Here is a 21,921-nt window from a genome sequence, read left to right on the forward strand (position 1 = left end):
GTTACCTGACTGCCCGCTGGCTCCCCTCCCATGCGCTAAATTGCATGTCAGAACTGATATACTGACGCCCCCGCCCCGCAGCGCCGCGTTAGCCCGCAGCGCCGCCCGCTGAACACTCATCCGGAAAAGAATGATTGATATAATGGCAAGTGCAGCCGTGGCTACGGATGCAAATCAGACAGAGCAAGAGCATCACGATTCCTTGCAGGCGCATTTTCAGCCCAATATTTCGGCCGACGAGATCGAGCAGGTATTTCACTTGAAGCGGGCGCAGCCCCTGCTGCAAGTGTTTACGGCCCTGTTCCACGGCGGTTTCGATGGGGTGCTGGTGCGTCTGCTGGTGTTGCGCGAGCTGGCGTCCGATGCGGCCACGTCCGCCTATACGCGCGCCGATATCAATACGAAACTGGCGTATCTGTTGCCGGAAAGCCTGGAAACGGTCTTGCTGCGCCTGCGCTCGAACCAGTTGCTGGCCTGGGATGCGCAGCAGGGCGTGTACCGCGTGACGCCGATGGCGCGCAATGTGCTGTCCGCCATCGACAGCTTGCTGGGCCTGGGCCAGACGGAAGACGAAGCGGAAATGGGTTTCCTGCTGTCGCAGGTGGCCGGCGCGCAAGCCGTCGGCGGCGTATCCGTTGAACAACTCCAGCATTTGCTGGGGCGCCTGGTGGACTTGACGGAGGAATTCTCCGACGCCATCGCTTCCGGTTCCGAATTCCGGCTGCGCACGGCGCAAGCGAAGTGGAACATGGCCTGCGACTGGGTCGAGAAGGGTTCCGAGATTCTCGTGGCGATCACGTCCGATGAAAACGCGGACAGCGCCACGCACAAGGCGGCGCAGGCGATTGGCCGCGCGCAAAGTAAATTGCTGAACATGCAAGGCATGTTTTCGCGCGCCCTGAACCAGATCGAGCGCCAGCGCGTGCACCTGGGCCAGTCCGGTCTGTCGACTACCGACATCAAGCGCTGGCTCTTGCTGCATGACGACCTGGCCAGCCTGGCCGAAGGCGCCATCGACCAGCCCGTCGTACCGCTGTTCTCCACGCCGGCCGAAATGATCGATGTGGCCGAAACGGAACTGCTGTCCGAACGGGCGGCAGGCGTCATCAACACGGGCCTGCCTAGCGGCGAGGATGCGCCCACCACCATCAGCGACGGACCCGCCATGCAGCTTGAACTCGATGACCTGTTGGACCGCCTGTCGAACTTCGCCAGCCTGGGCAATTTCCCCAGCATCGGCGAAGAGGGACCGAAATCCGTGCCCGTGCAGGATTCCTTGCTGCCGGCCAGCTTTGCCGTGGCCTCGTACCGCGCCTCGATGCTGCCGCTGCTCGGTGATGTTTCCGAAGCGAGCTTGCAAGGCTCGACGGCCGAACTGGCCCGTTTGCCGATTACCTTTACACCGACCGACGAGATGGTCCAGCTGACCGACCCCCACGTGGCGGCCATGTCGATCGCCTCGCTTTCACTGAATGTTTCACTTGATTTAGATAGCGGCACCGCCGATGAATGACGATTCCCAAATCCTGATTGCGCGCCTGCTCACGCATCAAACCCTGCGCCGCGACGACAAGCTCGTCAAGCGCGTGCTGTCCGACGAGCTGTTCCGCGCCGAAATCGATGCGCGATTGCTGGCCTGCGGCTTGAAACTGCTCGACAACGTGTACGCCGACCATGTCACCCTGGCCCTGACGCGCACCATCGAGCCGAAGATCTTCGGCGCGCGTGACGTGTGGCAAAACAATAATTTTGGTTTGGCGCGCGATGGCGTGGCCTTGCTGGTGGTGCTGTGGGCGCAGATCATCCTGCCCAAGCGTGAACGCCAGGAAACGCACCAGCACGCGGACGATGACCAGAACGACATGTTCGGCACGGAAAAACCGCTGCCGCGCGCGGAAGACGCGTCGATCGGCATTTCCTACAAGGCACTGCTGTCGGACTTCGGCGACAAGCTGGGCAAAAAGACGCGCATGGACATGAATCTGGGCACCCTGGCCAAGCTGGGCTTCATCGAGCGGCGTGGCGATTTCATCCTGGAAGGTCCGCTGCTGGACCTGATGATGGATACCGACGTCCTGAAAGAGCGCATCATCAACGGCGCCCTGGCCGACGTGTTCAAACGCGCGCCGGCGCGCCTGGTGGCCGTCGACCTCGATGCTGACTTGTCGGCTGATTTGTCCGCCGACATCGGCGACCTGCCCGACGCCGGCGATGCCGATGACACGACGTCGTCCGACCTTCCTCACTGAAAGCGCCCATGTTTCATATCAAATCACTTGAACTGGTGCACTGGGATTACTGGCAGCGCATCAAGAACATCCCGCTCGACGCGAAGATCATCACCATCGCGGGGCAGAATGGCTCCGGCAAGACCACCTTGCTCGACGCCTTGCGCACCCTGTTCGGCCTCGACTGCTCGATGGGCCGCACGTATAAACACTATGCGCGCCACTCTGGCCAGCAGACGGCCTGGCTGCGCGCCGTGGTCGACAACAAGAACGTGGGCAAGCAGCTGTCGAACCGCCCGTTCCGCAGTTCCGGCTTCTTCAGCGACGATGAAGTGACCCTGTTTTGCCAGATCCAGAAAAATGGCGGCGACTGGAAGCGCCAGTATCTGATGCGTCCGGGCAATGTGCAGATCGAGGACATCACGGATGCCAACGACTGGCTCGGTGTGGAAAACTACCGCAAGCGCCTGGCCAATGCGGGCCTGTCGCCCGCCATGTCGAAAGTGCTGGCGCTGGAGCAGGGCGAGACGGACAAATTGTGCGAATACGCGCCGCGCCAGCTGCTCGACCTGGTGTTCCAGGTGTTCGGCGACAAGGAAGTGCTGGATGCCTACGATGAAGCCAAGCGCCACCAGCGCGATACGGAAGTGGAACTGAAACGCTTCGAGACGGAACTTGAAGCGTCGAAAACCAATCTGGAAGGCTTGCGCCTGCGCGTAGCCAATTACCACCAGTGGGAAGGGCTGCATAAAGAGCGCCGCAACCTGCTGGAAGAAGTGCTGCCCAGCTTGCAGTACCACGAGGCGCGCGAAAAAGCGGCCATCGCCAGCCGTCAATTGCGCGATGCGCGCAAACCGATGGCGCAGGCGGACCAGCAGCTGACCGATAAACGCAATGCGCTGGCCGCGCAAGCGAAGGCCCTGTCCGACGCGCAGATGAATGAAACCCTGCTGGAGCAGGAATCGATCGGTTTGCAGAGCCGTTTGTCTCTGATCAATGCCAAGCTGAAACCGCTGGACAGCTTGCTGGAACAGAAGGACCGCCTGCACAAGCTGGCAGCGGACTCGGGCAGCGACATCGCCGAAGTGGCGGCCCAGCTGGAACAAAAGGAAGCGGAACTGTTGCGCCAGCGCCAGCAGCGCGACGCCCTGTCGGCCCGCATCGCGGGCGAACAGGCGACGATTGCCGCGCTGCAAGGCAAGACGGCCATGCCGGAACCGGATAATGTGCGTGGCATGCGCCGCGCGCTGCGCGACGCGGGCATTGCCCACGCGATGCTGTCGGACATCGTCGAAGTGACGGACAGCCGCTGGCAGGGCGCCGTCGAAGGTATATTGGGCGGCTACGCCTCGGTGGTCCTGCTCGACAAGGCCAAGGATGCGGCTGCCGCCTACCGCCTGGCCGAAAAAGAACGCTACCGCCACTTCATCGTGCCCGAGCTGGTCACGGCGCCCGTCGCCAAGGATGAAAGCTTGCTGGCCGTGGTGAAATTTTCCGCGCCCGTGCCCAGCTGGCTGATCGAGCAACTGTCGCGCATTGCTAGAGTCGATTCCGTCGAAGCCGGTTTCAAGCTGGGCAACCACGAAGAGTGGATCACGCCCGAGGCTTACCACCGCGAACGCCGCGGCGGACGCTCCCTGTTCGTCGAAGCATCGCGCTACCGCTTCGGCCAGGCTGGCCGCAGCGGCCGCCTGGAAGCGCTGCTGCGCTCCCTGCCGGGCCTGGAAGGCCAGGAAGACACGCTCACCCTGGCGATCTCGAAGCTGGCGGCCGAAGTGGGCGCCTTGAAAGCGCGCATCGCCGGCGTCGACGCGGCCAAGGAACTCAGTGCGCGCCAGGAAGAATTCGCCGAAGCGCTGCGCAACTCGAAGCCGCTCAAGGAAGAGCGCCTGGAAGTGGGCGGCCGTCTGGGCGAGCTGCAAAACCTGACCAAGAACGCCACGGTGGCGCGCACGCGTGCCGATACCGTGTGGCAAAACGCGCGCCTGGCCTTGTCGGAAGCGGAAGCGGGTTCGCGCCTGGGCTACAAGAAGCAAATTGAACAGCGCGCCGAGCATGCGCGCGCCTTGCTGGCCTTGCGCCATGCGTGGCGCCACCTGCCGAAAAGCTGGCGCCGTCCCGCCCGCCGCGCGGCCCTCGTGGCCGAGCACCAGAACGCGCACCAGGTCGATCTGCGCGTGGCCAGCCTGCAAAACAGCCTGGCGCGCGACGACTGGGAACTCGACGCCACCGTCATCGACCAGCATCACCGTTTGTCGGACCAGTTGCATGGCCGCCAGTCGGAAACGGACGAGCGCCGCTACCAGAACAACCGCGCCATCGAAGCGACGGGCAATGCCCGTGGCGCCTACATGGAGCGCTTGCGCTACACCATCAAGACGTACAGCAAGAACATCAAGGAGCTGGGCGAACTGGCCGGCATCGAAGTGCATGCCGACCCCGTGCGCCTGGAAAACGACGACGTGCAGCTGTCGCAGGCGGGCTTGCACGTGCGCTTCAAATTCGACGGCAAGGGCGTCATCGGCATGAACGATGGCGAGGCGTCGGGCGGCCAGCAGGTCATGAAGTCGCTGGTGCTGCTGATCGGATTGCTGAAATCGGAAGACGGTTCCGGCGGCTTCGTCTTCATCGACGAACCGTTTGCCCACCTCGATATCCGCAACATTCAATTGGTCGGCGAGTTCCTGAAAAATACGGAAGCGCAATACCTGATGACGACGCCGTTGACGCACAACACGGATGTCTACGATCCGTCGGAGCTCACTTTGATCACCAGCAAGAAGAAAAAGGATACCCAATGGGCGCAACCGATTTTCGTGCTGCAGCGCCGCGTCGATCCCGTGTCGGGCAAGGTGGCATGATGATCGCGCGCAAGCTCGTTCTGGTCGCGGCCCTGTCGCTGGCATTGGCAGGCACGGCCCTGGCCAACGACGGCATCGGTTCCGTCAGCGCGGGTGGCATCCTGTTCGGCAAGACGGATGCCGTGGCCATGAAAAAGGAAGTGCTCAGCGTGAGCACGGACTTGATCAAGGTCGAATATGAATTCCTCAACGAGTCGGCCAGGGACGTGGAAGAGACGATCTTCTTCCCCTTGCCCGAATACGCGGCGGGCTACCACGGCTCGCCCACGTATTACGGCCAGCCGCAGCAATTTACCGTCGACGTCGATGGCAAGCGCAAGGACTATAAAACCACCTTCGTCGCCAAGCTCTATAGCGCCGACGTGACGGCCCGCTTGCGCCAGCTGGGATTGTCGGACGCGCAGATCGCGTATTTCCCCTCGCACACGCCGTTCGACAAGAAAGTGGCGCCGCTGACGGCCGCGCAGAGCAAGATCATGATACGCGAAGGCTTGCTGGCCCAGCTGTACGACGAGGAATGGGTGCCGGCCTGGACCGTCAAAGTCATCTACCTGTGGCAGCAGAAATTCCCCGCCGGCAAAGTCGTGCGCGTGCGCCATCAATATGCACCGTTCGTCGCGGCCGGTCCCGGTGCGTCTTACCTGGGCGATGGCAATACATTTGAAAAGAAATACTGCGGCGACAAGGCCTTCTACAAGACGTGGAACCGCCTGGCGGCCAAGCAGGGCGAAAGCGGCTTCGTCAATGCCGTGTGGGTATCGTACATTTTGACGACCGGTAACACGTGGAAGAATGGCATCGAAGACTTTACCTTGAACCTGATCAAGGGCAAGCCGGACGAGCTGGTCAGCCTGTGCTTCCCCGGCACGTTCACCAAAATCAATCCCACCACCTTGCAAGTCAAGCTGCGCAACTTCCATCCGAAACAGGATCTGGACGTGTACTTCGGCAATGTCGAAGGCGCGGGCGACCATGACGGCGTGGCGCCGCAGATCCGGCCATAGGAATGAGCACGCAGGAAGTGCTGGCCGCGCGCCTGCGCGCCATCGCCCGCGCCACACCGTGGTGCATGCAAGCCTTGCAAGCCGTGGCGCAGCTGGGCTTGCCCCACTGCTGCATCGGTGCCGGCGCCGTGCGCAACCTCGTGTGGGACGCCTTGCATGGCTATGCGCAACCATCGGCCTTGAGCGACATCGACGTGGCGTATTTCGATGCGCACGATGTGCATCCGGAAAGCGAAACGCAGCTGCGCCAGCGCCTGGAAATGGTGCTCCCCGGCGTGCCATGGGAGGTGTGCAACCAGGCCAGGGTGCACCTGTGGTTCGAAGGCGAGTTCGGCTATGCCGTGCCGCCCCTGCTGTCGCTCGACGACGCCATCGCTTCCTGGCCCGAGTTTTCCACGGCGGTCGGCATCCATTTGCAGCCTGATGGCGAGATCGGCATTGTCGCGCCGCATGGCCTCGATGACTTGTTCGACATGGTGGTGCGGCGCAACCCGGCGCGCATCAGTCAGGACGGTTATGCGCAGCGTCTGGCCAGCAAGGACTATGCGGCGCGCTGGCCGCGCGTCACCCTCATCGCTTAGGTAAGCATTATCGCAAAGGCAATTAAATGCATTGTGGATACAGATTGCCTATAATTGCCAGTTATCCAATAGTGTTTTCCTGATCCTATGTCCTTTTCTATTTCCACGCCGCTGCGCCGCCTCGGCCGTTTATTCTGCCTTTCCTCCGCCCTCGTGGCGCCCGCCGCCTGGGCCGACAGCTATACCGATTTTCAGCAAGCTGCCACGCGCCTGGAAGCGATGATGGCCAAGGCGACGCCACAAGGTAGCTTGCCGCGCCTGGGCGACCCTGCCGTGGCGGCTTTGTTTGCCCAGGTCGCCGATGGCCCGCGCCTGTTCCAGACGCCCGTCGCGGCGCTGCAAGACATGAACCAGAGCGTGGCCCTGTGCGAGCGGGCAACCAACCTGGGCAAGGCGTATTACACGTTTGGCTTGCAACGGCCGCTGCTGCTGTCCGGCGCGGAGCTGCAGCAGGCGCGCCGGGAGCAGGTGACGCAGAACCTGGCCAATTATGGCGATGAAATGGCCGCCCTGTTTGCCTTCGGCGTGCATTGCCATGCGCACTTGATCGGTTTGATGGAAGCCGAGTTCAGCACGCAGCCGGCGCAGGACGTGAGCGGTACCGAGCGCATGCGCGCCCGCGCGTTCAGCAAGGGATCGAGCACCATGTTTGCGAATGTGGTGCAGTTCGTGCAGGTGCCGTACTGGAATGGGGCGCAAAAGAAAGTCATGCTGGCAGCGGCGGCGCAGCACGCCACGGCGAATGCCAATCTGATGGCGCCGCCCTTGCGCGAGCGCATGCTGACCAGCCTGGCCGAGGCGGACAAGGACCTCGATCCCACCCTGGCGCCTGCGCTGGCGACGATACGCCAGGCGCTGGCGGTGACGACGTGTACTGGCCTGTGCCAGTACTACTGATCCGGCTTATTCGGCCGCTTGCAAGGGCTTGTTGCGCTGGCGCCCGCGCACCAGGCCCCCCCCATACACGGCGTAGTAGCCGATGACGAGGCCGTAGGCGGCCATGGTCAGCGGGCTCTGGCCGAACGGTGGCGGCGGCACGGGCACGTCCTGGCGCGAGTTCAGGTAAATCTCCATGCCGCGGTACAGCAATCGGGCGATGAACAGCATCGTGATGGCCAGGCCCAGGTAGCGGTGCTGGGTAAAGAAAAAGTCCTTGCCGACGTGCTCGAAGCGCGTCAGCTTCAAGCCCAGCACGCCCAGCCAGCCGCCGGCCAGCGCCGCCGCGCCCAGGCTGGACAGGGGCAGGACGTCGAATTTCGTCGTCGTCGCCAGGAACAACAGCAGTACGGGAAATGCGATCGCCACGCTCCAGTGCCGCCACAGCTGCGACTTCTGGCGCGCCACCAGTTTCTTCAGGCGCGAATAAATGCGCCAGACCAGCAGCGGGACCAGTAACAGCAGGGCGAGGGTGGTGGTTTCCATGTATGCAATCGGGTACGGGTAAAACAGCGATTGTAAGCCAGATGGGGACGGGCGGCGATGCTTGTCAAACGCTAAAGGTTGCATGTTGACATTTACATGGCAGGCGGCGGGCATCTCGTGGTATGGTCTTCTTTTGTCTGCAGGGAGGCCAGCCATGTCAGTCATCCATGCCCACCGCGCGCCCGACCCGGCGCCCGTCGATGAACCCATGCCGGCGCCGGAGCCGCAAGAAGCGCCCGGGCACCATCCGGGGCCCGTGCACCCGGTGCCGCAGGACGATCCCGTGCCGCACCCGCATCCCAGTTAATCTCGTCAAGAAAGGCTGTTTTAGATGGCAATTGTCAAGGAAGTCTACACACGCAAAGTCAGCGGAGAATCGTTCGACTATGAACTCGATTACACCCAGGGCGCGGACGTGGCCTGGATTGCGCGCGTGTATCACGACGGCGTGCTGAAGGGCTCGCCGCACGGCGCGCTGACGGCCAACGTGCTGTCCGGCCCCGCGCTGGAACAATACCTGCGCGCGTATGTCGAAGGCATGATCGAGCGGGGGCTCGACGTGGCTGAGTAAGCTGTTTGCAGCAGTCAAACAAAAGGGCGCCGAGGCGCCCTTTGTGTTTCTGGTAGTGTCGGATTACGCGGCTGCGCCGCTAATCCGACCTACGCGCATGCACATGGAGCGTAGGTCGGATTAGTGGGGCAACGCCCCGCGTAATCCGACGACATTGTTGGCCGCCAATCTAATCAAACGCCCACGTGTACAACACGTCGAGCGCATTGTTCGTGCCCGTCTGGAATTGCAAGGTGATGCGGCGGTTCAGTTTATAACGGAGTTTCACCAGGCTCGTCGCCGTGCTGGTGCCTTGTTCGAACGTCAGGTAGGCGCGCGAGGACAGGCGCTTGCCGACGGTGACGACCGTGCTTTCCAGCCCTTGCGCCTGCGACAGGCCCACCTCATCGAGTCCCAGCGAACTGGCCAGCTTGCCCTGCAAGCCGCCGCCGGAGCCGCCGAAGAGGGCGCCTGCGGCCGTCGTCAGCAAGGCCATTTCATCGCCGGCCGCCGTTTCCGCGCCGTGGCCGAGGATCAGCCAGGCCAGCTTGTCGCTGTCCGACACGCTCGGCGTGGACACCAGCTTGGCTGTCGGCGCCTGCGCCGTGCCGCGCACTTCCACGCCCGCTTCCACGTTCGTTTCCGACAAGGCTTCGCCTTCGGGACGCTTGCGCACGGCCAGGATATTCAGCGACGGGTTATCGTAGGCGCCCGTGAAGGCGATCAAGCCCCGTTCGATCGACAGCTTTTGCCCGTAGGCCGCGTACTGGCCGCTGGTGACCTTGATGCTGCCCGTCACGCGCGGCGCGGCGCGGTTGATGACTCTGGCGCGCACATTGCCGGCCAGGTCCGCATCAATGCCCATGCCGCGCAGGTGGAAGGCGTTGCCCAGGTCGAATTCAAGGTCGATATTCAGGGGGAGTGTGGGCGCTTCCTTGCCGCCCTTGACTTCCTTGCCCAGCACCACCACGTCGCTGCTTTGCGTCGGGGTATCCTGCGGTGCCAGTTCGATCAGCGCGCGGTTGGCCTTGAACTTGCCCTCGAAGCTGAAACGCTTGTCGTTGCGCACCAGGGTGCTGTTGCCCGACAGGATCAAGGTGCGATCGGGGCGCGATAGCGCCTGCAGGCGGTCGGCCATCAATTTCAGTTCCAGGCTCGCCTCGCCATTCGCAAAGCGTACCCAGCCATCTGCCTGCACCTTGCCATCGCCGCCGTCAAAGCTCAGGCGCTGCAGTTGCAATTGATCACCGGCCAGCTTGGCTTGCAGCACGCCATTGCGCAATTTCAAGCCCTGGTCGGCCCAGTTTACCAGCAGCTTGCTGCCGTTGATGTCGCCATTCAATTGCGGTGCGCCGATGGTGCCGCTGCCGGACAAGGCCACCTTCAAGGCGCCGCCCAGTTCCAGCCCTGGCTGGCCCGTCAGCGGCGCCAGCCAGGCCAGTGTATCGATGCTGGTGGTGCCCGTCAGCGAGAGGGCGCTGTCGTTGCTGATGCGCCCGCCCAGCATTTGCACGGTGGCATTGATGTCGCTCTGGCCTGCGCGCGCGCCGTCCAGTTTCACGGCCAGGCGCAATTGCTGGTTGGCCACGTCCACTCTCGCATCGAGGGTGCGCAAGCCCAGCGCCAGCGGCTGTTCCACGCCCACCGTCACGTCGCCTTTTTCGCGGTAGATGTGCAGCATGCCGGCCAGTGATGGGTCTTTCTGCTTGGCCGTCGGCACCTGCATGTCGAGCGACCATTGCGCGCCCAGGGTCAGGTCGCTACGCGCATTGGCTTGCAGCGCCGGAATCACTTGCGCCAGATAGGTCAGCGCCACGCCGGCCGCCTGGCCGGAACTGGTCCAGCGGGGGCCGTTCTTGACCAGGCTTTGCATGGTGATGCTGCCTGCCGGTAATTTGATGACCGTGTTGCCCACGCTGATCTGTTCCGGCTGGCCCAGGCCCGCCACGCCGCTGCCGGCGGGACCGGCCACTTTGACGGGCACGGGCGCTTGCAGCACGAGCGCATAGCGGCCCTTGTTTTGCAGGCTGTCGATGGTGCCCGTCCAGCTGGCGCCGCTCTGGCTGCCGCGGATTTGCACGTTGGCGTCGAAATCGTCGTTGCGCGCCGCCAGGTTCACCGTATGGCTGCCGCGCGTGCCCGTCGTGCCCAGGCGGGCGCTGGCCAGCTTGAAGGTGGGCGTGCTGTAGCCCGTGATGTCCAGGCTGCTGACCATGGGGTCGAGCGCGCCTTGGCCGGCGCCCACGCTGGCGCTGCCTTTGATGGATTTCAGTTGCTGGTCGCCAAAGAAGGTCAGGTCACGGCCATCGAGCGTCAGTTGCGCTGCCGGTGCATCCATCTTGCCCGAGACGGAGCCGGCTGCCTGCAGCACGCCGGCAAAGCGCGGGCCCAGGGTCGACAGTTGCGGCGCATCGAGTTTCCATGTGAGCTTGTCGGTGGCGCCACCGAGCGCGCCCTTGGCCAGCAGGCTGTTCGGCCCCAGGCGCAATTCCGTATCGACGCTGTCGATGCGTTTGGCGTTGGCGGACAGTTTGGCGTAGCCGGCCAGCGGCGCATTTTGCAGGGTCGATTCGCGCAAGGCCAGGTTGAGGGCCACTTGCCAGTCGCCGCTCAGGCGGCCGTTGCCGTTGAAATCCGCATTGACGTTGCCGTTGGGCAGTGATGCGCCAAACGCGGCCGGGTTGATCTTTTGCAGGGAACCCGTCATTTTCAGTTCCGCTGTCTGCTTCGGCCCCGTCAAACCCACGTCGCCGCTGGCGTGGATGGCGCTGTCCGCTGCGGGACGCTTGCCGCTGGTCAGGCCCAATCCTTTCGCATCGGCAACAAAGCTCGTGCGCGGCTGCTGCAGGGTGCCCTGCACCACGCCACTGGCCAGCACGCTACCCAGCAAGTCGCCCTGCAAGGCGGAAAGTTGCCGCGCATCGACGTTCCAGTTGAGTTTTTCGCCGGCGCCGCCAAAGTTGCCCTTGGCCGTCACGTTGTTCTTGCCCAGCGCCAGTTGCACGTCGATGCCGCTGAAATGGGCCGCATCGGCCGTCAGCTTGCCCTTGCCGGACAACGGCTGGTCAAGCAGCTTGCTGGGGCGCACGGTGAAGTCCGCATTCGCCAGCCACTGGGGAGCCACGTGGCCGCTGGCGCGCACGTCGAGGTTCAGGTCGGCCACGGGGAAGGCGCCGAAGTCGGCAGGGTTCAGGCGGCTGGTACTGGCCACGGCCTTGAACGGTTGTTCATCCTTCAGACTGATCTGGCCCGTCGCATTGACGCTGCTTTTGCCTGCTTGCAAGGTCGCCTTGCGCAATTGCACCAAGGAATCGGCCAGGGTGGCTTCCACATCCAGGCGCAGCTTGGCTTCACCGAGTTTGGCGCGCAGGGTTTGCGTCTTGCCGTCGCTGTCGAGCACGATGTCGCCGACGATCTTGGTGCTGTTGATGCTGCTGTACATGTGCTGCAAGTCGATCTTGTCCGTGTGCAGGGTCAATTGCGCATTGCCGATGGGCGCATCGACAGCGTCGCGGTTGAGCTTGCCGCTGCCCGTGAATTTGCCCGCATTGCCGAAGTCGATGATGGCCGACTCGAGCGTGGTGGCCGTCAGGGTGCCGCCCAGGCGCGCTTCGAACTGGCGCAGCGGCAGCTTTTGCTGGTCGATGGGGCCCGGTGTGGCGTGGTTGAGGATGGCCAGCTTGCCTGACACGGTTTGCTTGGTTGGCCGCGTGTCGATGGCGGCGTCGAGTTCCAGGCTCAGGTCCGCCTGCGGCAAGGTGGCGTCAAACTTGCCCGGATTGATGTTGCGGCCACGGATATTGGCTGAGCGCAGGATGATGACGGGATCGAACGGCGCCAGCGCCAGCTGGGCGTCGGCCGTGGCCGCGCCCGCGCTGCCCTTGGCCGTCACGTTCAGCACGTTCAGGTCGCCGCCCAGCTGCAGCGCCAGGGCGGCCGGTTTTTCGCCGGCGGCGGCCTTGAGCTGCGTCAAGCCGGCCTTGCCTGACAGTTTGAATGGCTGCGTGGCGGCAATCGTCGCGCTGGCCGTGGCCTGGCCGAATGGCGTCAGGGCCGACGCGTCTTCCAGCTGCCATTGCGTCTTGTCGCCGGACAAGGTGAAGTGGATCTTTTCAAACACCGTGTTGCCGCCCGCGCTGACCAGGGTCACCTTGTCCAGGCGCGCGTCGGCAATGCCGATCTTGAACGGCGCGGCCAGGCTGGCGGGCATGGTCGACGGTTCCTCGGACGGCGCCGTGCTTTCCACGGACAGGCTGGCCACGTGCAGTTCGCTGATGGCGATGCCTTCCGAGAAGAACTGGAACGGCGACCAGTTGATGTCGATATTGTCGGCCGTGATGTGCTGCGTCTTGCTGCGGTAGCTGACGTGGCCCAGGTGCATGCGGTTGTACAGCGAGCCGGACACGCCCGATACTTCGATGTCGCCGCCGCTGGCGCTGGCCACTTTTTGCACCAGCATCTGCAAGGTCGATTCGCGGCCCAGGAACCAGAAGGCGCCGCCCAGCAGCACGGCCAGGCTGGCGATGGCGATCAGTGTGTAGCGCACCCAGCGGCGCGGTTTTTTCGCCGGCGGCGGAGGGACGGCGCCGGGCGATTCGGTAGTCATATCGGACATCAGAAAGTGAATCCCAGAGAGAAGTGCAAACGGTAAGCGTGGACGGCGTGGCCGTACGCCACGTCGACATTGATGGGGCCGACGGGGCTCTTGTAGCGCCCGCCCAGGCCATAGCCCGATTTCGGCGTCATGGCCACCTTCACGGTATCGGCCGCGTTGCCGGCGTCATAGAAGGCGGCAATGGCCCACTTCGGCTTGAACCAGTACTGGTATTCGGCGCTGCCGGTGAGCATGTAGCGTCCGCCAACCGTGGCGTCGCCTTCCTTGACGCCCAGTTCCTGGTAGGCATAGCCGCGCACCGACTGGTCGCCGCCTGCGCGGAACAGGTAGACGGCCGGCACGCCGCGTTTTTCCTTCGAACCGAGCGCGCCCATTTCGCCGCGTACGATCAGCTCGCCTTTTTCACCGAGCGGACGGTAATACACGGCCTTGCCGGCCACGCGCACGAAGCGCTCGTCCGTCAGCACGGGCAGCAGGGCGCCGCCCACCTGGGCATTGATGACATAGCCCTTGGTGGGGAACAGCAGGCTGTCGAGGCTGCGCTTGGTGATGGCATAGGTCAGCGGCAAGCTCTTGCTGCGCGTCTGTTCCAGGCCGACGACGGTCTTGTCTTCGCTGAGGAACTCGAACGTCAGGCTGCGCTCGAGGTTGGTGCCGCCCCAGTTGCGCTTGGCCGAGAGGGTGGTGACGGCCGTGATTTCGTTGGAAATGTCGCTGCGTTCGAACGAGGCGCCCGCGCTGTCGTTGTAGCCGCGCTCAGTGGTGGGGAAATAAAAATTGGCGTGCGCCGCCTGTTTCTTCGTTTCCATGGTGATCGCGCTCTTGAAGCGCGTGCCCCACACGTTCAGGTTGTCATAGTTGAGCTGGGCACGATTGCCCGTATTCGTACTGAAACCGAGACCGGCGCTGACGTTCTGCTGCTTGTTTTCCGTTACGCGCACGACCAGCGGCAGCAGCGGCGCGGGGCCGCGGTTGGCGGGTTTCGTCACGGAGGCACCTTCGGCCTCGGCCGCCTGGCTTTCCTGGCCCGCCTCGATCTGCTCGCCCAGGATGCTGCTCATGTCGGCGCTCACTTCCACGCTGGCAAAGTAGCCCGTGTCCTGCAGGCGCGCCTGGAACGATTGCAGCGCTGATTCGCTGTAGTATTCACCCGGACGTATCTTGTCGAGGTTGCGGATGATGGCTTCCGGGTAGCGTTTCAGGCCTTCGATGCGCAGCTCGCCGAAGCGCAGTTCGGGGCCGCTGTCGAGCACCACCAGCAGGGATACCTTGTGCGTTTCCGGGTCGACCACGGCTTGCGTGTCGACCAGCTGGGCGCGCGGGTAGCGCGTCTGCACCACTTCGCGCAGCAGGGCGCGCTTGGCCGCTTCCCAGTCGGACTGGCGAAACACGCTGCCCGTCTTCAGGGCCCAGCTGCGTTTCAGCGCTTCCGTATCGTAGGGTTCGCTGGCAGCCAGCGGCGGCGTGGGATCGAAGCCGCGCAATTCCAGTTCGACCTTGTCGATGGTCGCGGGCTGGCCCGGATCGACGTCGACGATGACGACGGGTTTGGCGCCCGTCGTATCGACGCGCACCGTGACGACGGGCGTGTAATAGCCGGCCGTGGCGATGAGGTTTTTGGCTTCTTCGGGCGTAGCGCGCACGAGGCGCCGCAATTGCTCGCGGTCCATGCGCGGGTTGCCGCGGAAGCGTTCCAGGTCCAGGTTTTTTTCAAGCAACTCATCGAGGTCGCCGGGCGCGTTGACCTTGACCTCGTACTGCAGCGGGGCGGGCGTCGCTTCCGTGCTGGCGGGGCTGTCGGCAACGGCGTCTTGCGGGCGCTCTTGCACCGCCTCCTGCGCGCCGGCATGGGCGATGGGAAACAGCAATATGGCACCGCCGGCGGCGGCCAGTGTCAGTTGACCCATTGCTTTTGTCACTACTTGTGCCAAAATTCGTGGTCGTATCGCCTTGCCGGCAGCCGTATGCCGTATGGGTCGTGCAGAAAACATGGTGCTCCAGATGAGTAAATGCTGACTGCATGTTACCGGAATAGGTAAACTGATGGCGGACGAATAAGTATTTTTTGCATGGGGAATTCGTTTCCCCACGCACTATTGCAACAGATAAAAACATAGAAAGAAAATTTATGCTAGCAACGGACTCCGCACTGGTGCTGTTTAGCGGTGGACAAGATTCCACTACCTGCCTGGCCTGGGCCTTGAAGCACTATAAGCGCGTCGAAACCATCGGCTTTGATTATGGCCAGCGCCATGCGATCGAGCTGACCGTGCGCCCCGGCGTACTGGAACAGATGCGCCAGCAGTCGCCCGAGTGGGACAGCCGCCTGGGCCAGGATCACATGATCGACCTGTCGCTCATTTCCGCCATTTCCGACACGGCCATGACGCAGAACGTCGAGATCGTCATGCAGGAAAACGGCTTGCCAAACACCTTTGTTCCTGGACGCAACTTGCTGTTCATGACCGTGGCCGCCACCGTGGCGTACCGCCGCGGCTTGACGGTGCTGGTGGGCGGCATGTGCGAGACGGATTTTTCCGGCTACCCGGATTGCCGCGACGATACGATGAAGGCCCTGCAAGTGGCCTTGAACCTGGGCATGGACACGCGCTTGAAGCTGGAAACGCCGCTGATGTGGCTGGACAAGGCGCAAAGCTGGGACCTGGCGGAAGACCTGGGCGGCCAGCCGCTGGTCGACCTGATCCGCAGCGGCACGCACACGTGCTACCTGGGCGAACGGGGCGAGCTGCACGACTGGGGCTATGGCTGCGGCACCTGTCCCGCCTGCGCCCTGCGCGCGAATGGCTACCAGCAGTACGCGGCGAGAAAGGCCGCAGCAAAGTAAAAAACAGGTTGCGCCGTTTCTTCAAGCGGCGCGGCGGAGAGAGCAGCCATGCTGTGGTTTTTGCCACAGGAGCGTCTTGCCATGAAATCCCTCTTTGCCGCGCTGTACGGCCCCGCGTTCTGGGCCGGCTTCATCGGCGCCGCCAGTTATCTGATCGCGGTGTGCCACTATTCCTTCTGGGTCTTGCCGCCCTTGCTGCTGCTGGCCCTGCTCACGTCCTTTCTTGCCGAACGCTATGCGCCGTATGACGGCGCGTGGAACGACGGTCACGGCGACGGTTGGCGCGACAGCCTGCATGCGCTCGTCAATGAAGCGCTGTACCTGCTGGGTCTGGCTGCCTTTCCCCTGCTGGCCGGGCACCTGGCGCTGGGCGCATTCTGGCCAGTCCAGCTGCCGTTCTGGGCGCAGCTGCTGCTGGCGATCCTCATCGCCGACTGCGGCATCACGCTCGTGCATTACCTGAGCCATCGCTATTATTTTCTGTGGAAACTGCATGCCGTGCATCACAGCGTGCAGCGCATGTACGGTTTCAATGGCTGGATGAAACATCCGCTGCATTTGCTGCTGGAAGCGACGGGCGGCATGCTGCCCTTGTTGCTGCTGGGCATACCGGAAGCCGTCATGGCCGTGCTGGCGTTTGCCGTGGCGATCCAGTTGCTGCTGCAGCACGCGAATGTCGACATGCGCATGGGGCCGCTGCGCCACGTGTTTGCCTGGGCGCCGCTGCACCGTTTTCATCACATGAAATACGGCACGGCCGGCGACGTGAATTTCGGGCTGTTTTTTACCTGCTGGGACCGCTTGCTGGGCACGGCCTTCGATGCGCCCGGCTACCGCATGCGGGGCGAAGATCTGGGCATCGGCAGCCGTCCCGACTACCCGCCCGCGTATGGGGCGCAACTGATCGAACCGTTCCGCGCGGAAGAGGGCGTGCGCGCGCCCGAGCTACCGGCCGGCTTGAAGCAGGCGCTCAAGCGCGTCATCAATCGAGCAGCTTGACGTTGAGCTGGCGCAGGCTGCGGTCGGCGCGCACGCCGAACAGGCTGCGCATGGTGCGCGAAAAATGCGCGGCATCGGCAAAGCCGGCACCGTGGGCCGCCTGCGTCAGGGTACTGCCGAGCAAGATGAAACGGATGGCCAGGCGCAGGCGGCGCCACAGCACCAGCCGCCGCACGGGCAGGCCCAGCTGGGCGCTGAACAGGCGTTCCAGCTGGCTCAGCGACAAATGCGCCGCCTCGGCCACGGCCGCCGCGCTGACCTTGCCCGACAGCAGCGCGTCGACCTTGTCCAGCGCCCGCCGCAAGCGGGGATCGGGCAAGTCTTCGCGTGGCTGCGCCTGCAGCGCTGCGGCCAGATTGTCCAGGCTGGGCACGCCCGCGCCGCCGGCCGCCGCCAGCAGGGCCGCGCCGCCCAGGCGTTGCGGTTCCGCATAGATGGTCAGCATGGGCGCCGGTGCGCTGAGGATGGCGTGCGGGCGCAGGCTGTCGACCAGCAAGTGCCGCGCCGTGTGGACGATGCCGTCGAGCTCGGCCGTGAAAGGCGCCCCCGTGCTCAGCATCAGCTGGTGCGCATAATGGGCGTGGCTGTCCGTGGCGCCCGCTGCGCCATGCAAGATGGCAAAGTCCGGCGCCAGCCAGAGTGTTCCCTGCCAGCTATCGTGCTGCAAACGCGGCTCCTCGGTGATGGATTGCGGGGCGATCATACCAGCCGGCGGAGATGGTTTTCACGGCAACGAAGTTTCCTGGCGTGCACATCGTTGCATTGACGAAATATGTGATTTTTTTCATACAATATTCAGCATTGCAAGGGCGCCCGCTGTAACGTACTATCATTCTCATCGACTACCGATGGTAATCGTGCAGCCCGCCGCCAGCCATGTTGCTGGTCGTGTAGCGGTTTGATGTCCGTTCTGCCTGCCAGCCTGTCATGCCTACACGCGCGTCTTCGTCGTGGTTTGCCCGGCCAGTGTCGCACTGGGTGGGACCGCGCGTGTTGGCCGCCCTGGTGCTGGCGCTGTGCCTGGGATTGACGTATGGCGCCTGGCGCAATGCCGACGACGCCAGCGAACAGCAGGTGCAGGCCGATTTCGATTTCCGCGTGCGCGAACTGGTCAATAACATTGTCGGCCGCATGCAGACCTACATCCAGGTGCTGCACGGGGTGCAGGGACTGTATGCCAGTTCGCAGGAAGTCACGCGCCGCGAATTCCATGCCTATCTGGCGGCGCAGCAGGTGGATCGCCACTTTCCCGGCATCCACGGCATCGGCTACCTGCCGCTGTTGTCCGGCGCCGCCCTGGCGCGGCACGAGGCAGGCGTGCGCGCGGACGGCTATCCCGGCTATGCGGTGCGTTCGCACGGCCAGCGCGACTGGCATGCGCCCATCACTTATCTGGAACCGTTAAGCGAGAGCAATCTGCTGGCCTTCGGCTACGACATCGGCTCCGAACCCGTGCGCCGCGCCGCGCTCGAGCAGGCGCGCGACACGGGGCAAGCGGCCATGACGGGCAAGATCCACCTGGTGCAGGATGGCGGCAGCGCCCAGGCGCATGGCTTCCTGGTCGTCTTGCCCGTGTATGACAATGGCTTGCTGCATGGTAGCGTGGCGCAGCGGCGCACCGCCTTGCGCGCCTGGGTGTTTGCGCCATTTCGCATGGGCGACCTGATGGCGGGCGTGGGCGGCGAGAGCGCGCGCCAGCTGGACCTGGAAATCTATGATGGTGCGCAATTGTCCGAGGCGGCCCTGATGTATGACAGCTTGCCGGGCGCCCTGTCGTCTGCCGCCTCGGACAGCCTGGTGTCGCGGCAAGCGATCAGCATCGCCGGCCATGCCTGGACTTTGCGCGTGCGCACCATGCCGGGCTTCGATGGCGAATTGCTGGCGCGCCCCCGCCTGGTGGCCTGGACGGGGCTGCTGGCCAGCATCGTGCTGGCGCTGGCCACGTGGCTGCTGGCGGCGGGCCGCGCCCGCGCCCAGGCGGCGCTGGCGCGTTCGAGCGAACTGACGGGCCAGCTGGAGCAGGGGCAGGCGAGCGTGCTGGCGATGGCCGAGGCGGCGCAACGCAGCCAGGCCATGCTGCGCAGCATTCTCGATTCGACCATCGACGGCATTCTGGTCGACAATATCGATGGCCGCATCTTCACCTCGAACCGGCGCTTCCGCGATTTGTGGCAAGTGCCCGATGCGCTCGACTGGCAAGCCGATGGCGCGGCGCTGGTGCGCCATGTGGAAAGCCAGCTGGAGCAGGCCGCGCCTTTCCTCGGGGCACGCACCCACGCGCCGCACGGCCACCGCGAGCGGCGCGACGTGCTGCACCTGCGCGATGGTCGGGTGGTCGAGCAATATGTGCGCAGCATGCAGCTGGGCAATGAGCAGGCGCGCCTGTGGACCTTCCGCGATATCAGCGAGCGCAGCCAGATGGAGCGGCGCGAGCATACTCGGCGGCAAGTGCTGGAAATGCTGGCCACGGGCGCGCCGCTGGAGCGGGTGCTGGAAAGCGTGGTGCTGAGCGTGCAAGCCGATCATCCCGCCATGCTGTGCAGCATCTTGCTGCTCGATGAAAGCCGCCACCGCCTGGTGCTGGGCGCCGCGCCCAGTTTGCCCGCGTTTTTCAACCTGTCCAGCCATGGCCATGACCTCGACACTCTGCAGGGCGTGCATGGCATCGCCGCGCAAGCGCTGCGCGACGGCTTGCGCGTGATCGTCGGCGACTTGCATACGGTTGCCGATGCACAAGAGACGATGGAACTGGCGTGGCGGGCCCAGTTGCAATCGTGCTGGGCCGAACCCGTGCGTGGCGGCTCGGGCAAGCTGCTGGGCGTGCTGATGGCGTATCACCGCCAGCCCACGTTACCGGGCGCGGCCCATCTGGCGCGGCTGAGCGAGGCGGCGCACCTGGCCGGCATGGCCATCGAACAGGCGCAGGTGGCGCTGGCCCTGCGCGCGGGCGAAGCGCGTTTCCGCAGCCTGTACGATCATGCGCCCGTGGCCCTGTGGGAACAGGACTGGTCGGCCGTGCGCGCCGCGCTCGATGCCCTCGAACAAGCTGGCGTGCGCGACCTGGGCGCTCATTTCCAGGCCAGTCCGGACGCGCTGCGGCAACTGGCGGGCCTGGTGCGCATCATCGATGCGAACGGCGCCGCGCTGGCGCAGGTGCGCGCCAACGAGGACGACCAGCGCCGCGGCGCCTTGAGCCTGGCGCAGAATTTCGACGACAGCGCCTTGCCCCGCTTCGGCGACGCGCTGCTGGCGCTGGCTGGCGGCGCCCACCTGTACGAGTGCGAGAGCAGCTTCGTGCGTCTCGATGGCGCGGCGCGGCAAAATGAATTGAGCTTGCTGGTGATGCCCGGCCATGCGGACAGCCTCGATTTCGTCATGGTGTCTTCGCTCGACATCACCGAGCGCAAGCGCATGAACGCGGAACTGCTGCAACTGGCCACCACGGATTTTTTAACCGGCTTGCCGAACCGGCGCCACTTCATGGCGTCACTGGAAAACGAGCATGCCCGCTTGCAGCGCGAGCTGGCCAGCTGCGCCAGCGTGCTGATGCTCGACATCGATCATTTCAAGCGCGTCAACGACGAGTATGGCCACGCCGTGGGCGACGCCGTGCTGCGTCACCTGGGCGCGCTGATGTGCCAGGCCTTGCGCAAGGTCGACGTGCCGGGCCGCGTGGGCGGTGAAGAATTCGCCATCTTGCTGCCTGGTACCGACCTGGCGGCGGCGGCCGTGTTTGCGGAACGGCTGCGCCGGCGCGTGGCGGAAAGTTCGCTGACCATCGATGGCGGCATCGTGATCACCATCACGGTGAGCATCGGCATGGCCGCCATGGCCGGTACCGATGCCGATTGCGACGCCGTGCTGGCGCGCGCCGACGAGGCGCTGTACCGGGCCAAGCGGGGCGGGCGCAACCGCATCGAGCAGAATGACGGCGGTGGCGACGGCGTGCTCAGCAAGTTCATGGCGCAGTGATTACAGGCTGTGCTGGCGCGCTTGCGCCTGTTTGCGGTTGCGGCTGACGATCAGCCAGACGATGGCGACGGGAATCAGCAGCGGCAGCAGCACGGGCGTGCTCAAGGCCAGCGCCAGCACCACGCACAGGGCCACCACGGCGATCAGCACCACGCCGACTCCCGCCAGGACCACGCCCGTGACGACGGCGGCGCACACCACCGCAATGGCGGCGACCAGCAAGCCGCCGCCGGCAAACACCAGGCCGAACAGCCACTCGAGCGGACCGTCGACATCGTCGCCGTTGAACTGCATGTGCATGTCGCTGCCGCTGATCTTGTCGAGGAACAGGCAGGCGAGCATGACGATGAGGACGAAGGTGAGCAATTTTTTCATGGTAAGCCTCGGTGTGTGGGTGATGGGGTCTTGCATGGTCACACTGTAGGCGCGCGCCCGGCTGGCCGCCAGCGGCGTGCGACAGGCCGTCATTTTCACGGTATGGAAGGCGCTGGCGGGGCAAAAACGCTGATCTGGAACAAGATTTCTTTTCTTGTAATGTGCGCAAGCCGTCCTATACTGAATACCTCACTCTCGCAAGGAGGGCAACATGCTTTTGTTTGCAGATACCGGGGATCAATCGCTATCCCTTTCCCACCATCGAAGCACGCGCCAGCGTAGCGCCACGCAGTCTTGCGCCGAGCCCGTCGGCGCGCCATCGGCGATACCGCCGATCATCATCAATCCCTTTAATTACCATGCGCCGCTGCCGGCCATCGACCCGCGCTGGGTACCGCCCGGCCCGCCGCTGACCTGGCCCAACCGGCCTGCCATGTCCATGTGCTGACAGTTGCCTTGGTGGCAGGCT

The 21,921-nt window shown here is 64.1% G+C and carries 17 protein-coding genes; 12 read left to right on the forward strand and 5 right to left on the reverse strand.

The features are described from left to right. Positions 1-142 precede the first annotated feature (142 nt). From HWE17_RS25635 to HWE17_RS25660, 6 genes are all read left to right on the forward strand, one after another. Positions 143-1,513, forward strand: coding sequence for a hypothetical protein (locus HWE17_RS25635; RefSeq protein WP_099378545.1), 1,371 nt, complete (start codon positions 143-145; stop codon positions 1,511-1,513). Beyond that, on the forward strand, positions 1,506-2,249 hold the full coding sequence (locus HWE17_RS25640) for a hypothetical protein (RefSeq protein WP_176390728.1): 744 nt from the start codon (positions 1,506-1,508) through the stop codon (positions 2,247-2,249). The genes HWE17_RS25635 and HWE17_RS25640 overlap by 8 nt, the downstream gene beginning before the upstream one ends. A gap of 8 nt (positions 2,250-2,257) precedes the next feature. Beyond that, the gene (locus tag HWE17_RS25645) at positions 2,258-5,089 is read left to right on the forward strand and encodes an ATP-binding protein (RefSeq protein WP_176390729.1); all 2,832 of its coding nucleotides are present in this window, start codon (positions 2,258-2,260) and stop codon (positions 5,087-5,089) included. After that, complete coding sequence (locus tag HWE17_RS25650; protein WP_176390730.1) at positions 5,086-6,093, forward strand: DUF4424 family protein; 1,008 nt, start codon at positions 5,086-5,088, stop codon at positions 6,091-6,093. The genes HWE17_RS25645 and HWE17_RS25650 overlap by 4 nt, the downstream gene beginning before the upstream one ends. 2 nt (positions 6,094-6,095) lie before the next feature. Next, on the forward strand, positions 6,096-6,674 hold the full coding sequence (locus HWE17_RS25655) for a nucleotidyltransferase family protein (protein ID WP_176390731.1): 579 nt from the start codon (positions 6,096-6,098) through the stop codon (positions 6,672-6,674). 87 nt (positions 6,675-6,761) lie between these two features. After that, positions 6,762-7,571, forward strand: a complete 810-nt coding sequence (locus HWE17_RS25660; RefSeq protein ID WP_176390732.1) for a hypothetical protein — start codon at positions 6,762-6,764, stop codon at positions 7,569-7,571. A gap of 6 nt (positions 7,572-7,577) precedes the next feature. Here HWE17_RS25660 and HWE17_RS25665 read toward each other — a convergent pair whose 3' ends face one another. Continuing rightward, positions 7,578-8,096, reverse strand: a complete 519-nt coding sequence (locus HWE17_RS25665; RefSeq protein WP_176390733.1) for a hypothetical protein — start codon at positions 8,094-8,096, stop codon at positions 7,578-7,580. A gap of 154 nt (positions 8,097-8,250) precedes the next feature. On the opposite strand from HWE17_RS25665, the gene HWE17_RS25670 reads away from it, so the two are divergent. Beyond that, positions 8,251-8,403, forward strand: a complete 153-nt coding sequence (locus HWE17_RS25670) for a hypothetical protein (RefSeq protein ID WP_168208500.1) — start codon at positions 8,251-8,253, stop codon at positions 8,401-8,403. Positions 8,404-8,427: 24 nt separating this feature from the next. Beyond that, complete coding sequence (locus HWE17_RS25675) at positions 8,428-8,667, forward strand: hypothetical protein (RefSeq protein WP_034753464.1); 240 nt, start codon at positions 8,428-8,430, stop codon at positions 8,665-8,667. A 169-nt stretch (positions 8,668-8,836) separates the two neighbouring features. On the opposite strand, the gene HWE17_RS25680 is transcribed toward HWE17_RS25675, so the two are convergent. Both HWE17_RS25680 and HWE17_RS25685 read right to left on the reverse strand, forming a co-directional pair. Then, a complete protein-coding gene (locus HWE17_RS25680) occupies positions 8,837-13,252 on the reverse strand; it encodes a translocation/assembly module TamB domain-containing protein (RefSeq protein WP_341353816.1) in 4,416 nt (1,471 codons plus the stop codon). An 8-nt stretch (positions 13,253-13,260) separates the two neighbouring features. Next, positions 13,261-15,168 carry an autotransporter assembly complex family protein gene (locus tag HWE17_RS25685; protein ID WP_176390735.1) on the reverse strand — a complete coding sequence of 636 codons (1,908 nt, stop codon included), beginning with the start codon at positions 15,166-15,168 and terminating at the stop codon, positions 13,261-13,263. Positions 15,169-15,389: 221 nt separating this feature from the next. Here HWE17_RS25685 and queC point away from each other — a divergent pair, with 221 nt between their 5' ends. Together queC and HWE17_RS25695 are read left to right on the forward strand one after the other, a co-directional pair. Next, positions 15,390-16,106: a 7-cyano-7-deazaguanine synthase QueC gene (gene queC / locus HWE17_RS25690; protein WP_099401371.1), complete on the forward strand. Its 717-nt coding sequence runs from the start codon at positions 15,390-15,392 to the stop codon at positions 16,104-16,106. Positions 16,107-16,187: 81 nt separating this feature from the next. Beyond that, positions 16,188-17,105 (forward strand): sterol desaturase family protein, encoded by a 918-nt coding sequence (locus HWE17_RS25695; protein ID WP_176390736.1) that lies wholly within the window; start codon positions 16,188-16,190, stop codon positions 17,103-17,105. On the opposite strand, the gene HWE17_RS25700 is transcribed toward HWE17_RS25695, so the two are convergent. Beyond that, positions 17,089-17,808 carry an AraC family transcriptional regulator gene (locus HWE17_RS25700; RefSeq protein ID WP_176390737.1) on the reverse strand — a complete coding sequence of 240 codons (720 nt, stop codon included), beginning with the start codon at positions 17,806-17,808 and terminating at the stop codon, positions 17,089-17,091. The genes HWE17_RS25695 and HWE17_RS25700 overlap by 17 nt on opposite strands. Before the next feature lie 224 nt (positions 17,809-18,032). Between HWE17_RS25700 and HWE17_RS25705 the strand changes: the two genes are divergently transcribed. Continuing rightward, positions 18,033-21,077 (forward strand): CHASE domain-containing protein, encoded by a 3,045-nt coding sequence (locus HWE17_RS25705; RefSeq protein ID WP_217916890.1) that lies wholly within the window; start codon positions 18,033-18,035, stop codon positions 21,075-21,077. Here the strand turns inward: HWE17_RS25705 and HWE17_RS25710 are convergent, their stop codons facing one another. Continuing rightward, entirely contained in the window at positions 21,078-21,452 is a 375-nt protein-coding gene (locus HWE17_RS25710) for a hypothetical protein (RefSeq protein WP_176390738.1), read from the reverse strand. A 211-nt stretch (positions 21,453-21,663) separates the two neighbouring features. Here HWE17_RS25710 and HWE17_RS25715 point away from each other — a divergent pair, with 211 nt between their 5' ends. Then, positions 21,664-21,900 (forward strand): hypothetical protein, encoded by a 237-nt coding sequence (locus tag HWE17_RS25715; protein WP_152598828.1) that lies wholly within the window; start codon positions 21,664-21,666, stop codon positions 21,898-21,900. The last annotated feature ends 21 nt before the right edge of the window (positions 21,901-21,921 follow it).

The sequence above is a fragment of the Janthinobacterium sp. BJB401 genome (assembly GCF_013372745.1).
GTDB lineage: Bacteria > Pseudomonadota > Gammaproteobacteria > Burkholderiales > Burkholderiaceae_D > Janthinobacterium > Janthinobacterium rivuli.